The organism is Candidatus Kryptoniota bacterium, from assembly GCA_036567965.1.
Classification (GTDB): domain Bacteria; phylum Bacteroidota; class Ignavibacteria; order Kryptoniales; family JAKASW01; genus JAKASW01.
In genome coordinates this window covers 154709-169898 of the sequence record DATCTN010000030.1, presented here as the reverse complement: position 1 = coordinate 169898, position 15190 = coordinate 154709, and the positions used below count along the sequence as shown (strand labels likewise).

At 50.1% G+C, this 15190-nt stretch carries 16 protein-coding genes; all 16 read right to left on the bottom strand.

The genetic code is table 11. The features are described from left to right. Nucleotides 1-8: 8 nt before the first annotated feature. Nucleotides 9-2474 (bottom strand): primosomal protein N', encoded by a 2466-nt coding sequence (priA, locus tag VIS48_14395; protein ID HEY9167341.1) that lies wholly within the window; start codon nucleotides 2472-2474, stop codon nucleotides 9-11. Continuing rightward, nucleotides 2471-3715, bottom strand: coding sequence for a nickel pincer cofactor biosynthesis protein LarC (gene larC, locus VIS48_14390; GenBank protein HEY9167340.1), 1245 nt, complete (start codon nucleotides 3713-3715; stop codon nucleotides 2471-2473). The genes priA and larC overlap by 4 nt, the downstream gene beginning before the upstream one ends. Nucleotides 3716-3930: 215 nt before the next feature. Further along, nucleotides 3931-4875: a P1 family peptidase gene (locus VIS48_14385; protein ID HEY9167339.1), complete on the bottom strand. Its 945-nt coding sequence runs from the start codon at nucleotides 4873-4875 to the stop codon at nucleotides 3931-3933. 49 nt (nucleotides 4876-4924) lie between these two features. Further along, the gene (locus tag VIS48_14380) at nucleotides 4925-5923 is read right to left on the bottom strand and encodes an NAD(P)H-dependent glycerol-3-phosphate dehydrogenase (GenBank protein ID HEY9167338.1); all 999 of its coding nucleotides are present in this window, start codon (nucleotides 5921-5923) and stop codon (nucleotides 4925-4927) included. Next, nucleotides 5920-6615: a glycerol-3-phosphate 1-O-acyltransferase PlsY gene (gene plsY, locus VIS48_14375; GenBank protein HEY9167337.1), complete on the bottom strand. Its 696-nt coding sequence runs from the start codon at nucleotides 6613-6615 to the stop codon at nucleotides 5920-5922. Before plsY ends, VIS48_14380 begins: the two co-directional genes overlap by 4 nt. A gap of 205 nt (nucleotides 6616-6820) precedes the next feature. Continuing rightward, entirely contained in the window at nucleotides 6821-7921 is a 1101-nt protein-coding gene (locus tag VIS48_14370) for a T9SS type A sorting domain-containing protein (GenBank protein ID HEY9167336.1), read from the bottom strand. A 386-nt stretch (nucleotides 7922-8307) separates the two neighbouring features. Then, entirely contained in the window at nucleotides 8308-8808 is a 501-nt protein-coding gene (locus VIS48_14365) for a hypothetical protein (GenBank protein ID HEY9167335.1), read from the bottom strand. A gap of 408 nt (nucleotides 8809-9216) precedes the next feature. Next, nucleotides 9217-9774: a dihydrofolate reductase family protein gene (locus VIS48_14360; protein ID HEY9167334.1), complete on the bottom strand. Its 558-nt coding sequence runs from the start codon at nucleotides 9772-9774 to the stop codon at nucleotides 9217-9219. Nucleotides 9775-9899: 125 nt separating this feature from the next. Further along, nucleotides 9900-10298 (bottom strand): YciI family protein, encoded by a 399-nt coding sequence (locus VIS48_14355; protein ID HEY9167333.1) that lies wholly within the window; start codon nucleotides 10296-10298, stop codon nucleotides 9900-9902. A gap of 230 nt (nucleotides 10299-10528) precedes the next feature. Continuing rightward, nucleotides 10529-10993 carry a YciI family protein gene (locus tag VIS48_14350; GenBank protein ID HEY9167332.1) on the bottom strand — a complete coding sequence of 155 codons (465 nt, stop codon included), beginning with the start codon at nucleotides 10991-10993 and terminating at the stop codon, nucleotides 10529-10531. Between the two features lie 215 nt (nucleotides 10994-11208). Continuing rightward, complete coding sequence (locus VIS48_14345) at nucleotides 11209-11772, bottom strand: dihydrofolate reductase family protein (GenBank protein ID HEY9167331.1); 564 nt, start codon at nucleotides 11770-11772, stop codon at nucleotides 11209-11211. 152 nt (nucleotides 11773-11924) lie between these two features. Next, nucleotides 11925-12350: a DoxX family protein gene (locus VIS48_14340; protein HEY9167330.1), complete on the bottom strand. Its 426-nt coding sequence runs from the start codon at nucleotides 12348-12350 to the stop codon at nucleotides 11925-11927. Between the two features lie 90 nt (nucleotides 12351-12440). Continuing rightward, complete coding sequence (locus VIS48_14335; protein HEY9167329.1) at nucleotides 12441-12794, bottom strand: YciI family protein; 354 nt, start codon at nucleotides 12792-12794, stop codon at nucleotides 12441-12443. 72 nt (nucleotides 12795-12866) lie between these two features. After that, nucleotides 12867-14117 (bottom strand): RNA polymerase sigma factor, encoded by a 1251-nt coding sequence (locus VIS48_14330; protein ID HEY9167328.1) that lies wholly within the window; start codon nucleotides 14115-14117, stop codon nucleotides 12867-12869. A gap of 70 nt (nucleotides 14118-14187) precedes the next feature. After that, the gene (locus tag VIS48_14325) at nucleotides 14188-14571 is read right to left on the bottom strand and encodes an ester cyclase (GenBank protein HEY9167327.1); all 384 of its coding nucleotides are present in this window, start codon (nucleotides 14569-14571) and stop codon (nucleotides 14188-14190) included. 160 nt (nucleotides 14572-14731) lie between these two features. Further along, nucleotides 14732-15154, bottom strand: coding sequence for a DoxX family protein (locus tag VIS48_14320; protein HEY9167326.1), 423 nt, complete (start codon nucleotides 15152-15154; stop codon nucleotides 14732-14734). Between the last annotated feature and the right edge of the window lie 36 nt (nucleotides 15155-15190).

Here is a 15190-nt window from a genome sequence, read left to right as displayed (position 1 = left end):
AGAAATCACTAAAGTGTCGTGACCGGATCGACGTCGGGAAAAAAGGTCACCGCATTACCGTACACCCGCTTCAGGTCCAGATCGATTTCGTCCAGGATTGCTTCCAGCTTCGCGTCCGCCGATGCAAGCTGCTTGCTCAACTTTATTATTATCTGGAATCTGAATTTCCCGATTAACCGGCCGATCACAGCTGGAGCCGGACCAAGAACGGCAATTACCGGCAGCTTCTTCTTGATCCGGGCAGCGGCTCTCTCTGCTGCGGCGCTGGTATCATTAAGGCGAGCTCCCCTGAACTCGAGTACGACCATGCGCGAAAATGGAGGATAGTTCAGTTCCTTCCGAACTCCGATTTCTTTTTGATAGAACCCAAGGTAGTCATGCGTTGCGACAAATTTCAGGACTTCGTCACGGCTGTCAGATACCTGGATCACCACTTCGCCGTCTTTATCGCGTCTTCCCGCCCTTCCCGCGACCTGCGTCAGGAGCTGGAATGTTCTTTCCGTTGACCTGAAATCCGGCATCAATAGATTCGAGTCGGCTGAAATAACGCCCACCAGTGTCACTCGCGGAAAATCCAATCCCTTCGCAACTAATTGCGTACCGATGAGCATATCTGCCGTACCGTTTGCGAATTCGATCAGCATCTTATCGTGAGCACCGCGGACAGATGTGGTGTCGAGATCCATCCGGAGGATTTTTGCTTCAGGAAAGTACATGCCAAGCTCATCTTCGACTTTCTGAGTGCCTGTTCCACCATAAACAAGTTTATCGCTGCCACATTTCGGACAGCGAACCGGCGGATCCTGGACATAACCGCAGTAGTGACAACGTAAGTGCTTCTTTCTTTTGTGAAATGTAAGGGCAAGGTCGCAGTTCGGACACATGATGGTACTGCCGCAATCATCGCACTGAAGATATGTCGAGAATCCGCGGCGATTCCGTAAAATTATGATGCCTTCTTTCTTTTCAAGCCGCGCATCTATCTTTTGCCTGAGTGTGTCGCTGAAACTTCCTGAGACAAGTTTCTCTTTCCGTTTCAATTTCATATCAACAATTTCGATCTTCGGCATCTTTGCATTGTCGATTCTCTCCGGAAGGTTGAGGAGGACATACTTTCCGGATACCGCGTTGTAGTACGACTCAACGGACGGAGTTGCGCTACCGAGGACAGCTACTCCCTTGTTTAAGGAGCACCGCATCACGGCTACGTCTCGCGCATTGTATCTCGGCGAGGAATCACTCTGTTTGTAGCTTGCTTCGTGTTCTTCATCGACGACAATAAGACCGAGGTTTTGCACCGGAGCGAACACCGCGCTGCGCGCCCCGATGACGACACGCGCCTCACCACGCTTCACCTTGCGCCACGAATCAAACCGTTCGCCCAAAGACATCCTGCTGTGCATTACCGCTATTGTCTCATGAAAGCGACTCTTGAACCTGTCGACCATCTGCGGGGTGAGGGAGATTTCAGGAACAAGGACGATGGCAGACTTCCCCTGTTTGATCACGAGGTCAATGGCTTCGATGTAGACCTGGGTTTTGCCGCTTCCTGTGACTCCGTGGAGAAGAAAGGTGGTGTAATCGCCTGATGAAACGGGTTCGCAAATCCTTGAGATCACCTCTCTTTGGAAAGAAGTCAGGTCAAAGGTCCGCTCGGCTTCGTGGTATTTGTAGTCGATCTCCCTGTAGCTTTCCCTGTCATACAACTCCACAATCTTTTTTTCAGCAAGCGCCATTAGCGAGCTCATCTTCGCTTTTGAAAGCGAGAGGAGTTGTACAACGCTAACTCCGCCCTCAGAAACTCTTAGCAGCTGAGACAACTTGATCAGAAGTTCCGACTGCTTGTGTGCCCTTTTGTCCAGATCGTCCAGGATTGTTGCGAGTCGTTCTTGAGATTCATACTCCTTCGCAAACTTCACATAACTCTCGTACCGTATCGCGACCCTAGGCTCTGCAATTTTTTCAATGACATCCACTATTCCGTCGGCCTGAAGTCGAGCAATGTGGTAGTTAAGCCCTTTCATCTCGAGTCTTCGCGCGAGCTGCCTGATTGTCATCTCACGTTTCGCATCCAAAGCTCTGATTATCTTTGCACGCGCAGGATTCTTGACTTCGGCTGAGTCTTTCAAGAGTCTCACGACTCTCATGCTCTCAACAGATGTACCGGTCGGGCCGGCAAGCTTCAACGCTTCGCCCCAGGAACTCAGATAATAATCGGAGATCCATTTAGTAAGTCTCATCATTTCAGAGCTGAAAATCGGCTTATCATCAGATACATCCTGAAGAGACTTTATGTCGGGAACGTTCGCTGCCGAGTTTGCATCAACGACAACGCCCATCAGAAACCTCTTTCTGAAAGGGGCAATCACCCTCACTCCGACTTCTACAGCGTCGGATAGGGCGTCAGGAATTTCGTAAGTGAACTGTCTGTGTACTGGAATGGGAAAGGCAACTTCGCAATAACTCTTCTTCACTCCCTGTTCAGCTCCGCATTCAACTTCTGCATTACCTCCGCTACCGGAAGACCCTTCGATTCCGCAATGCGCCTGCACTCCTCGAATTCTGCCGATACCCTTTTTTTACCGTTGACAACTGCTTCCTTAACCTGAACTTCGCCGAAGCTGGTCAATGCCGTCTTTATTTCTCTATGGATCTTGATCCTGTCGACGTGCTGGATCCGAAGTCCGAGAGTGGTGGTCTGGGAGAATATCTCTGCCGATATCCTTTCAAGAAGAGATTCGGAAATGAGGACGGTGAGCATAAAACCGGGTCTTCCCTTCTTCATTATCACAGGGACGACGAAAGCATCGGTGGCGCCGGCGGACATCAGCTTCTCGATGACATGTGGAATCAGCTGAGGGTTAATATCGTCCATGTTAGTCTCAAGCATCACAACATGATCCTCTTCGACCTCGGATTTCAGTTCTCCGATCACGAGTCTCAGCAAATTCGGAAGTTTGTCCAGGTCGCGCGATCCTGCACCGTACCCGATTTTTTCGATCTCGAAAGCCTGATGTTTGAGCACTCCTTTTGAAAACGACTTGACAATACCTGCCCCGGTTGGAGTCGTAAGCTCATACGGTACGTCATTGAACACGACCGGGTAATCCTTCAACACTTCGATTGACGCAGGAGTTGGGACGGGCATCGCACCATGCCGTGTCTCAACAAAACCGTTAGACCCCATCCGGATGGGAGATGTGTATACCGCATCAACACCGCTCATCTCTACACACAGTGCGCATCCGACTATGTCAACGATCGAATCGACCGCCCCAATTTCATGGAAATGAATCTTCTCGAGGGGAATGTCGTGTATTTTGGATTCCGCCTCGCCGATCCTCCTGAACACGTCGAGAGATTTGTCGCGCACGAATTGACTCAGCGGCGATTCCGCTATTAAGTGTTCGATCTCGACATAACTTCGTCCATGTCCCTGACCATGGTGTCGGTGGGAACGGCCCTGATGTTGGCCTGAATCGGCGTCTCGACCGAGATCCGTAACCTTTTCTGTTTCACCCGACACCAGAACGTCGATCTTCACTGCAGTAATCCCACTTCGAATGACTTTCCTTTGAGCAAGCTCGACATTTCCGAGTTTCAGCTTGTCGAGCTCTCGTTTCAGGTCATCCGGACTTATCCCTGCCGACACGAAGGCGCCAAGAATCATGTCTCCTGCAATTCCTGCAAATGCATCCAGGTACGCTATTTTCATCCTTACTCCTTAACATTTCAATTTAGTTTTGAGCAGATTGCGGTTCAATCGTCAAATGAGAAACAAGATCAGGAAATTATCATCGTACAATGCAGAAGATTGCCAACTAAAGAACTTTGAGGAACCTTGCCGAGTGAGAAGAGTATTTACGGACCGATTAAGGAACCGTATGAAGTGGCTGGCCTGCCAGGACAGATAAAGTGTCTTTTGCTGTTCTACTTTTCGTGATGAAGATCTGAGTAAGAGACAAAGCTTCCGAGCGGTTCTGCCGACATGACTCCTTCGAGGATAGCACCCGACACAGCGTCAGACGCAAGAGCGGCCACGAGTTCAAACTGTGCTTCAATCTCGCATGTCGACGAAGCAAAGACTGCATCGCCGTCGTAGCTTGTGTGGACAGGCACAATCCTCCTCGCGAGCGAATCGTGGCACCGCTGTGCGATTCTGTTGAGTTCAGTCTTGCTGAGGTTTGCGTTAGTCACGACAGAAACGAGCGTAGTGTTTGCACCCGGCAGTTGTGATCTTACGATCCTTTCCACCTCTTTTGTATTGTCGGATACAGGTTTGCCCTCGACCTGCGCTCCGGCAACGAAACTTCCGGACAGGTCATAGACATCTCCCACTGCATTCACGACGGCCACTGCCGCGACTTTCACTTTGTCTTTAGAGGCAAGACCGACACCCTGACCCGATTTCATTGCGTGATTCAACCCGGCCCATTTCCCCACGGTCGCTCCTGTCCCTGCACCGTGTGACCCTTTAGAAAACCGATTGTCGATCGCGGCTTCACAAGCTCGATAACCCATCCGATCGTCTGGAAATGCGTCGCTCCTTCCTATGTTCAAATCGAAGATAACCGCGCCCGGGACGATCGGCACGACTCTCCATGGAGTGGTATAACCGATTCCGCGCTCCGCCAGAAATTTTACCACACCCGTCGCGGCCGCCAGTCCGTACGCACTTCCTCCCGTGAAGAGTATTGCGTCCACCCTGTTCATCTGTTTGTCGGGAGCGAGCAACGCCGTCTCTCGCGTGCCCGGTGATGCCCCGCGAATGTCGACGCTAGAAACCGCGCCACCATCGAATAGCATTACCGTGCATCCTGTTATGGCTTCCCGGTCTTCAGTCGATCCGATGTGGAATCTATCGATACCGAACATAAGGCTGCCCGTTAATAAGTCCTACGACTTCAGCGGTCCGCCGCAAGCTTCAATATTCCTCCTTGCCAGGTCTCGTCATGAGGTCGTGCACAGCTTTCTGTGGATCCTTTCCCGAGAAGAGGACTTCGTACACTTGCTGCATTATTGGCATTTCGACGTGATACTTTGCTGCAAGCTGGTGTGCTGCTCGTGTAGTAGGAACGCCTTCTGCGACCATTTTGATTCCGTTCAACACGTCTTCCAATTTTCTTCCCGCCGCAACCTGTTCTCCGACAAACCTATTCCTGCTGTATCTGCTCATACAAGTAACAATCAGATCTCCCATCCCTGCGAGACCGGAGAAAGTTTTATGATGTGCGCCGAGGGTCTCTCCGAGCCGCGTTATCTCGACCATTCCGCGCGTCATGAGAGCGGCCTTCGTGTTATCCCCGTAGCCGGCTCCATCACTCATTCCCGCGGCAAGCGCGATAACATTTTTCAGAGAACCACACAGCTCAACACCTTTGACATCGCGGTTAAGATAGACCCTGAAATACGCGTTCATGAAAAGCTTCTGAATCAACTCCGCACTTTTCCTGTGATGAGAGGAAGCCACAATCGCAGTCGGCAGCCTCCTGCTGACTTCTTCGGCATGACTTGGTCCCGACAGAATCACATAGTTCTCTATTGGACATTTTGAAAGTGTTGATTCGACTACCTCGGACATTGTTGACAGCGTTGATGCTTCGATACCCTTGGCCGTATTGACAAAAATCTTGTCTCGAAAATTGAAATCGGAAATCTTCTTCAGCTGTTCGCGCAAGAATTGGGAAGGAATAGATGCGACGACCACTTCTGCCTGCTCAATCGCATTTTGAATATCGGAAGTAATTGTGATTTCGGGAGGAATTGAAACGCCTTGAAGGTAGGTCTTGTTTTCTCTGAGCCTGTCCAGCTCTTCGGCATATTCCTTTTTGTAAGCCCAGAGAGTGACTTCGGCCCCGTTGTCATGAAGAGGAATGCAGAGCGCCGTACCCCAGCCGCCAGCACCGAGTACGGAAACTTTCATCTAATGATGTTGGAGTGGTTCTTCTGTTTGTGAAAGAATCTCAATTTATCCAGACGATTTTCCTGACCATGCAGGAGGCGGATCAGGTTCGTCCTATGGTTATATATCAAGAAACTCGATATGAAGATGCTGACGAATATCATCGAGTGGTAATAACGGGTGACTACGTCGAACACATTCGCGCGCACGAACATGGCGAGCGGAAACGCGACAGCAGCGCTGACGGAACCGAGAGATACGTAACGCGAACTAACCACCACAATTGCGAAGACGCCGAAGGCGATGGCGACTTCAATGGGAGCAATTCCGAGGAGCATGCCGCCGGCTGTTGCTATTCCTTTTCCACCCTTGAATCCTGCGAAGATCGTCCACGTGTGTCCGAGTATCGCGCTGATACCCGCGATTATTTGTACCATCGTGAAATCTGAAAACGGGGTTCCGTTATCCAAAGGAAAGTTACCGAAGAAGAGACGGGCAAGGACCACTGCGGCGACAAACCCCTTCAGAGCGTCAATTATTATGACGAAAACACCGGGGCCCCAGCCTAAAACGCGGATTACATTTGTGCCGCCAGCATTGCCGCTTCCATAATTCCTGATGTCAATCCCTTTTAGGGCTTTGGTAACTATGATACTTGTCGGGATCGATCCGACCAAGTAGCTTAGCAGCATCACTATTATCAGAGATATCATTGCACCTCCTTAAGACCGTATAAAATTAACCCCCTGCGCTTTCAAATGCAAAACACTGCGCGTCAAATCCGGACCAGTTTCCATCTCTTCCGAAGACTGTAGAATAATCGCAAAGCTCGTCTAGATATTATATTGACATTTTCTTCCAAAAAGAAAGGCGGACCGAATGGCCCGCCTTTCAGGGACACAAAATGCATCTGGGTTTCTATTTCAGCAATATCATCTTCTTCGTGGAAGAGAATCCGCTTCCATCAGTTGAAGATACGAAAAGGCGATAGTAATAAATCCCGCTTGCGAATTTGTCGAGATTCAGCTGTGTAGTGTACTTGCCAGGATTCACAGTACCGAAGTCTTGCTGGGAGACTCTCTCGCCAAGATCATTGAAAACCTCAATGATTGCTGACGATGTCTGTTTGATGTCGAAGCTAACAGTTGTCGAGGGATTAAAGGGGTTCGGATAATTCTGGTACAACGCGTAGCCATTTGGAATGTCTACAGTTACAGTGAGCACTCCACCAAGCTGTCGTGAGGTTCCGCTCACGTCGATCTCAGAAATGCGATAATAGTAGGTTCCCGCGGTGAGCGCTTTCAAATCTGTAAAAGCATATTCTGCACCAGCATTAGCCTGCCCACGTGCGAGCAGGTTCGCATCAGTGGTACAGTCGGAAATAAGGATGAAAGGACCCGAAACGTTGCTGCTCCTGGAAATGCTAAATCCTTCCACGTTCACTTCTGCTGAAGTCTTGAATTCAATTTGAACTTTCCCATTGCTGTATGCACCGACGGCCGAGGTTAGAAGTGCGTTTAATGACACCTCGCTTGTGTCTGTAAGGTAAGCGTGAGCGAGAGGTCCGGGCCCTGCAGCGTTTGACCAGTAGAATGTAAGAGTTGACGTGCCTGCACCAGAGGAATGCGGCGTGAGGGTGATACGGAATCTCACAGTGTCCGACACGTTGTTGATACCGTCATAGTTGATCGTATCTTGTTGCGGGATGATGACGAAATCGGAATTGCTCGACGTGACTGAGTCTAGGTACACAACGTCAATCTGTGCGGAACCGTGAATCGAGTCCACCTTGGGCACTCCGACCGTTGTGTGTCCAAAGAAAACGGAATCCACGTCAAGCGCGAAAAGGCCAAAAGAGAAAGGACTGGGATTTCGAGGCGCTCCATAGGGATTCCTTGGCGAGAAGTCGTTCTTCGCCGACGACTGAGCGGATGAGTGTCCGGAGAGAAATGCGACGAGGATCAACGCCAAAATGAAAACCCGATGGAACCTGATGGTCGACGCATTAGCATGATTCATTGATTTGTCCTCCATTTGATGAAGAGATGACATCTTACCTTTTCACACTAGACAATGGAGGCACGCACACCGCGATCCGGCAGACGTGACATTACGCCGAAACGAAATAAATGCCCGGGATTGATGTCGTGCTTCTCCATCTCATGACTCGAACAGAAACTCTGTGCTGCTACCGTTCCCTCGCGAGAATAATAACATCGCGGAATTTCTTTGTCAAGCAGATGTGTCGATTGTCACAAAAAAGAAGTCTAAAATGGGGATTACGTCAAGACATGTCCGCGTGAAGCCATTTGAGAGCTTCTCCTACACCGGGGCACAAAAAAAAAGCGGCCCGGCACATTGAGCGCCGGGCCACGTTGCCAGTAGAACAGGAGGCCGAGATGATCTTAATAGTGTACTGTCAGAGTGAAAGTGCCGGTGTAGGCTCCTGGTGTCTGGCCGGCTCCGACGGTGCCAACGCTCCCTCCAAGCCAAAAGTAGTAGTCTTGAGCGCTGTAGTTCGAGCCGCCGAGCGTAACGGTCGCGTTATTCGCCACTGAAGCTGCCGTCGCCTGATTGGCAGAAGAGGCGGCTCCGTCGATTGTCGGTGTGAAAGTAAGTGTAGAGCTGGCGGGACCGTTCAGTGTCACCGAGCTATACTGGACTGTTACGACAGAAGTACCGTTGCCGGTAAGAGTAAACTGGATCGGGCTCGTATGCGGATCGACGGCCGCAGGAGTCGTCCCTGCTACGATTGTACCAAGATTCAAGGGTCCGCCCGCCACCGAAAGCGTAAGTCCCTGGATAATCGCCGCATTAATTGTAACGGCCTGATTGGCGGTGTTTTGCGCCATCGACATTCCGACTGTCCCGAGGACGATCGCCGAAACTAACATTAACTTCTTCATGACTAACCTCCTGTTGGATATTTTGTTGTTTGAACTCTCAACCCAGAAGCTTGCTGCTCCTGGCTTCTTTGAAAACTGTATTGAACTCATCTTTTTCATAACTATACACATGAGACGCAAGGACCGTGCCAAAAAGAAATACGCGAAATTTGACGGCAATTCAAGACTAACTGGAAGTCGAAAGATCCCGATTACAAAACCGTAATGAAGCCGCACGAATTTGTGCCGCGTTTGATTGGAAATTTGATTATGGATCTACACTATTCGCTGAGGATGAAGAGCAATTCCGAGCTGCGCACATGAAGCCCTCACGCCGAACTGCACATCCCCCGAAGCCACTGCAATGAGTCTGGGGGGCCGGTACCCGGCGATTAGCTATGTGCGACTGAAGGAGGTTGAGTGTATGGCCTACTTGGGACCGTAGGTGAGAAGCACATTCCCTGACTTGAAAATCCTGGATCTGAGAAGTTTGATGTTCGGCATGGGCCGCGTTGTCAAGAACATTGGACTGCCCTTCCCGAGCACGACCGGATTGATGATGATGCGATATTCGTCTATCAGGCTGTTATCGATGAGGCTCGACGCAAGGTTCGCACTTCCGAGTATCCCGATGTCCTTCTTGCCTTCACTTTTCAGTTTCTGAACTTCTTCTGAGACATTCCCCTTTATCAATCTAGTGTTGCTCCAATCAGCCTTTGACATTGTCCGTGAAAAGACAACCTTGGGAACACTGTTCATCAACTGCGAGATGAGCGGGTCATTCTTAGATGCAGTCTCAGAAGTCCAGTATTTTGCCATCCCTTCGTACGTGACTCTCCCGAACAAAAGCATACCGGTTTCATTGAGTTGTTCAGCCGCAAATTCGTGGAACTCTGCGTCAACGTTGTGCCAGCTGATTTCCCATTTGTTAGTTCCTTCAAAGAAACCGTCTATGGTCAACATGTTGAAGATGTACAACTTGCTCAATGCCTTTTCACCGGGTTGTGGTTCGGCGTATTTTTCTCCGAGGAAAAACTCGAGTTGTTCGTTGACAACTTAATCACGCTCATTCAAAATCTTCCCTAGAGTTCAGATGTAACAATTGACAAGACTCATTTTGCTCCCGAACGTCGTTGTTCGCTTTCCGCGATCATGGATGTGAGGTCACTCGCAGGTCTGATCTCCCAACATCCACCGCCGAGCTTCAGCGAAGGGTGCCTCGACATTATCTGGATGGCATGGTTCAAGTCCCTCGCTTCGAGAATCATAATGCCGCCAATTTGTTCCTTTGTTTCCGCAAAGGGACCGTCTGTCACCGTCACGCGTCCGTTATTCGGACGAAGAGTGGCAGCGTTATGTGCGCTCTCCAGCCCTTCCCCACCGACATAGTGACCGTTCTTGCGGAGTTCATCGTCGTAAGCGAAACAAGCATCAACGAAATTGTTCTGGGCGCTTTGTGTCATCTTCTGCCAAACACTATCATCGATGTAGCCAAGACATACATATTTCATCTTAATCTCCTGTTGTTCGGATTGACTGAAATTCGTCCGGGACTGAAAGTGGACATTAGAGCGAGTTAAATACAATCACTGAGTTCCGGCGTCCGATGATGAGTCCATTTCCGAAAGATAGAAACCCAACATTCGACTCCGCATGACTGGATCGTGAAGTCTCTGTCCTTTCCAACAATTGAATAGAGGATCCTCTCATATTAACTCGGACCCAGCTCCAGGTCCCAGGTTCAGCTTTTGATACGGGCTTTGTGCTTTTCGAGTTCCGCCATTACCGTGGAATTTTCTCCTGCTTTCCGAACGTCTTCAGGGAACTCAGACATTTCGAAGACTTGTCGGACTTCGATGACTGCACCGGAGTCGTTTTTCACTGCCGGGCAACGTTTTGCCCACTCGACTGCTTCTTCCTTGGATTTGACGTCGATCATCCAGTATCCGCCGACGACTTCTTTCGCCTCGACATACGGGCCGTCAGTTACTGCTGTCTTTCCCCCTTTGAACGTAACTCTCGCACCTTTCAGCATCGGATGAAGTCCGTCAAGTGAAATGAGTACGCCGGCTTTCGCCAACTCCTCGTTGTACTTCATCATTGCAGCGACTGCTTCTGCAGGAGGAGCGAAGTCTGCCGCAGCTTTTTGGCTCGGAGGTGCGTCCGGCTGATACTCCGGCGGGATCATAAACATCATGAATCTCATTTTATTGACTCCTTTTTATTTGAATTGATTTACTGTTCACACTATTTAGTCGATTGACAAGTCCCCAAATCGACATCAATGTGATTACGAATGTCAATGGTCGTGCATAAGAGTATCCCATAAAGGAAAGAAAATTTGGAAGTCTTGCCACACAGGACCATTGGTTTTCGAAATTGTTCTTCGAACTGCATCATAGGGTTTACGATCATATGTGGCTATTTGAGGGCCGGTTCGTATGAAAGGAAGACGTTACCATTTCCGAATGAGCGGGAACTTACCAGTCTCATCGGTATTTTGCCTCTTATGCCTTGGAACATCGTCCTTCCTCCGCCGAGTACAACTGGAACGACAACAATCTGATACTCATCAATCAATCCCTCCTGAGCAAATTGAGAGACAATGCTGCCGCTTCCCATAAGCACCAGACCCGACCCGGGCTCCTGCTTCATCTTTTTGATTGCCGCCACGATATCTTCCTTTATCAACTTGGTATTATTCCAGGCAGGTTTCTCCATCGTTCTTGAGAATACGATCTTCTCCCCGTTGTTCATCCTCTCCGCAACCACCGGGTTATTCTTTTGGGCAGCCGGGGTCGGCCAATAGCTCACCATCAAATCATAAGTAATCCTCCCGAACAGGAGCACGCCACCGCCTTTCGCGTTGCCTTCCACAAACTTTTTGAACTCAGGATCAGTATTGTGAGCCCAACTCATGTCGCCCTTCACATCCACGAAGTACCCGTCCAACGATACGCTGTTAAACACGATTAACTTACGCATTCAAATTCCTCCAACCGATTTTGATATTATGAGCGAAACTCCCGGAACGTCAAAGTGGACATGATTGTGAGACAGGAGAAGAGCAAACGGCTGACGATGAACGAGCAGTAATATCAGACATCAGCCGTGGACTCTTCATACAACTTCCGGCTCTACGCCTTTCGAAGTGAGAATATTGAGCGGACAATCTGTTTGCGCAAGTACAGGCCGCCCCAAACCAGCACAGCAAAGTACACCGGGAACAGGACATTGCTGAAAAGTGGCGTGCCGATGCGCAGGTTGGAAGCGACCGCTCCACCGAGGTAGCCAGTGAGGAGAATCGCGCCAATTATGGAAGTTCGCGGAACCACGTAGACAATAACACAGGCAAGTAATATGATCCCGATAGCTGAAATGGCTTCGGCCGGATATCCCAGTTGAGCGGATGCTTTCATTACTGGTGCAACCTTCATCACTTTAGTAATGCTGTCAAAAAGCATGAAGAGTACTGCCAGGCCGCTCATGATACGCCCCGTCCAAAGTCCCTTCTTCTCCCAAAGTGATCTCTTCGGCGAAACTGATTCTATTGAGTGCTCCATGACTTCTCTCTTTTTGTTTAATTTCTTATTGCCTACAACAGATAGTCGAACGACAGTGTTAGAAATCGACATCCGGAGAGAAAATTTTCTTCATCGTCTTCGCGCACCGTTAGTGCTGACTAGCTCTCTGATTGGGCGAATCTCGATGCATCCGACGCTTGCCGGTGGAATCTTGGAAGCGATTTGTATCGCTTCGTCCAGATCTCCTGCTTCTACGAGGTAAAATCCGGCTAGCTGTTCTTTCGTCTCGGCAAAAGGGCCGTCGGTAATAGAGACCCGGCCGTCCCTTACACGAACGGTAGTTGCCGTCCGAACTGAGAGTAAAGCCTCCGATGCGACGCAATGACCGCTTTTTCGAATTTCGCTGTCGTACGCCATGCACTCATCGTCGGTCATGGCGCCAATTTTCATCTCTTCACCGTAAACCAGACACATATATTTCATGCGCAGCTCCGCTTGATTGTTCAATAAGTAATCGTATGGAGGATCCTCAAATCGACAATGCGGATCGATTTCTCATTTCAGTTTCTTCAGTTGCGACTCCAGGAATCTACGTTCGGGTTCCTGACGAGTGAGCTTCAGCGCGCGCTCATAGGACATTCGCGCGTCGGTGGTTTTTCCAAGCCGTCGGCAAAGCTCAGCACGGGCAGAATGTGCGAGGTGATAGTCGTTCAGTTCTCCGCGCTCGAGGATAGCATCTACGATTTTCAGCCCAGCCGATGGACCGTCCCGCATGGCTACTGCAACGCCCCGATTTAACTCGACAATTGGAGAAGGGTTAAGGCGGATGAGAAGGTCATACAGTGCGACAATTTCGTTCCAGTCGGTCTCAGAAGCAGCTGTTGCTTCCGCATGAACTGCAGAGATCGCCGCCTGAACGGTGTACGGCCCGAATCGTTGGGATGCTATTGCTCTTTCGACCAGCGGAACGCCTTCGGCGATCATATCGCGATTCCACAACGAGCGTTCCTGGTTTTCGAGAAGAACCAATTCACCTTCGGGAGACATGCGGGCAGCTCTTCGCGATTCGTGGAGAAGCATAAGAGCCAGAAGACCGAGTGCCTCCGGCTCGGGGAGTAGCTCGACAATGAGGCGACCCAACCTGATCGCTTCTGATGAAAGGTCGGCACGCGTCACGGACTTCCCCGCCGATGCCGAGTAACCCTCGTTAAAGACCAGGTAAACAACCTGGAGCACGGTCTCCAGCCTTTCAGGAAGGTCGGATTGAGATGGAACCTGATAGGGAATGTGCGCGTCACGGATTTTTGATTTTGCTCTTACTATTCTTTGAGCAAGTGTGGACGGCGTTGTCAGAAACGCTCTTGCTATTTCTTCTGTAGTCAGGCCGCAGACTTCGCGCAAAGTCAGAGCGACGCGTGCTTCCGGCGCCAGCGCGGGGTGGCAGCACGTAAAGATCAGGCGCAGCCGGTCGTCTTCGATCTCACCATTATCAAATTCGGCCACCGCATCGGGAGTATTCGACACCTGGTCGATAATCGGCTCGAGGGAAGTCTCGAAACGAGCATGACGCCGAATCTGGTCGATGGCCTTGAACCGGCCGGCCGAGACGAGCCACGCTCTCGGATTTGCGGGAACCCCATCAGCCTGCCACTGATCAAGCGCAGCATTGAAGGCGTCGTGCATGGCGTCTTCAGCTATATCGAAGTCGCCGAGGAGACGGATGAGCGTCGCGAGGATACGACGTGACTCCGTCCTGTAAACGTCGTCAAGTGTTTTGCGGACATATTCAATGGAATTGGTAGTCATACACTGTTAAAGCTGACGTCGAAGAAGAGTGTGCTATCTTTTTCTAAAACAAAGCAGGTTCGAAGTTAGTTCAAAACGCCCCGTCTGTATTGGGGGAATCTTCGGGTAATTGCTGGCCGCAATCCCAAAGCTCAATTATTTTGCTGCCTTTGAATCTTGCCATGTGTACCACTATCATACCTCTATCCATGCCGCTCAACGAAAGTTGGGCGTGAACCGCAACGAGATCGCCGTCTCCGATGACATTCTTAACCGTGTACTTCTTGGCCGGGAACTTCTCGTGGTTTTCGATCATTGCCTTCCGCAGCGCGGAGAACCCGGCCGCAAAAAAAGGATTATGGTGTTTGCCGCTAAAGTCGACAAATTGCTTATACGCCTCCTCGATCCTGCCAGACGTGACGAGCTCCAGGAATTGGACTGCAGCTTTTTTGTTATTCGCGAGATCGTTCGACATAAATGACTCTCCTCTCTGTCTTCAAAAAAAAATTCCTAACCCGGATCACTGAGATCCATGCGAACGCAAGATGACAAAACGAAAATTTCAATAGCAACACCAAATCCATATTCGGTGACCCGGGTTAGTTTTGATTTCGAGTCTAACGAGGACTCTGCGCTTAAGATTTCCGATTTGGTCCCCGTTTCAGGATGGCGTCCAGGCTCCACGGACCCGGGCCGGCAGCTGAGAAATATAACCAGATGAAACAGTAGACCATCGCGAGTTCGCCTCCGCTGATTATAGGCCAGACACTCCGGGGAAAATGAGCCTGGAAGAACGCGACAGCCATTTCGCCTGAAAGGATAAACGCGACTGGCCGCGTGAAAAGCCCGAGGAACATCAATCCACCTCCGAAAGCTTCCAAAATTCCCGCGAGACCCATCTGCGAGACTAGAGAGACGGTACCGCCCTTTCCCATCCCTGCTGGAAATGCGAATAGCTTCATCGTGCCATGAAGCATGAATGTGAATGAAGCAACAAAACGCAGTAGACTCCGCAGACGCGGTTCAAGGTTTTGCCATCCAACGACAATGTTCGACATGATGTGTAGCCCTCTTCTTATAATTATTTCTTCTCG

Coding starts and splice junctions, on each gene's coding strand:
- larC (HEY9167340.1), bottom strand. CDS start 3,715: ATGAAAATAGCGTACCTGGATGCATTTGCAGGAATTGCAGGAGACATG.
- VIS48_14385 (HEY9167339.1), bottom strand. CDS start 4,875: ATGTTCGGTATCGATAGATTCCACATCGGATCGACTGAAGACCGGGAA.
- VIS48_14380 (HEY9167338.1), bottom strand. CDS start 5,923: ATGAAAGTTTCCGTACTCGGTGCTGGCGGCTGGGGTACGGCGCTCTGC.
- plsY (HEY9167337.1), bottom strand. CDS start 6,615: ATGATATCTCTGATAATAGTGATGCTGCTAAGCTACTTGGTCGGATCG.
- VIS48_14370 (HEY9167336.1), bottom strand. CDS start 7,921: ATGAATCATGCTAATGCGTCGACCATCAGGTTCCATCGGGTTTTCATT.
- VIS48_14365 (HEY9167335.1), bottom strand. CDS start 8,808: ATGAAGAAGTTAATGTTAGTTTCGGCGATCGTCCTCGGGACAGTCGGA.
- VIS48_14355 (HEY9167333.1), bottom strand. CDS start 10,298: ATGAAATATGTATGTCTTGGCTACATCGATGATAGTGTTTGGCAGAAG.
- VIS48_14350 (HEY9167332.1), bottom strand. CDS start 10,993: ATGAGATTCATGATGTTTATGATCCCGCCGGAGTATCAGCCGGACGCA.
- VIS48_14345 (HEY9167331.1), bottom strand. CDS start 11,772: ATGCGTAAGTTAATCGTGTTTAACAGCGTATCGTTGGACGGGTACTTC.
- VIS48_14340 (HEY9167330.1), bottom strand. CDS start 12,350: ATGGAGCACTCAATAGAATCAGTTTCGCCGAAGAGATCACTTTGGGAG.
- VIS48_14335 (HEY9167329.1), bottom strand. CDS start 12,794: ATGAAATATATGTGTCTGGTTTACGGTGAAGAGATGAAAATTGGCGCC.
- VIS48_14330 (HEY9167328.1), bottom strand. CDS start 14,117: ATGACTACCAATTCCATTGAATATGTCCGCAAAACACTTGACGACGTT.
- VIS48_14325 (HEY9167327.1), bottom strand. CDS start 14,571: ATGTCGAACGATCTCGCGAATAACAAAAAAGCTGCAGTCCAATTCCTG.
- VIS48_14320 (HEY9167326.1), bottom strand. CDS start 15,154: ATGTCGAACATTGTCGTTGGATGGCAAAACCTTGAACCGCGTCTGCGG.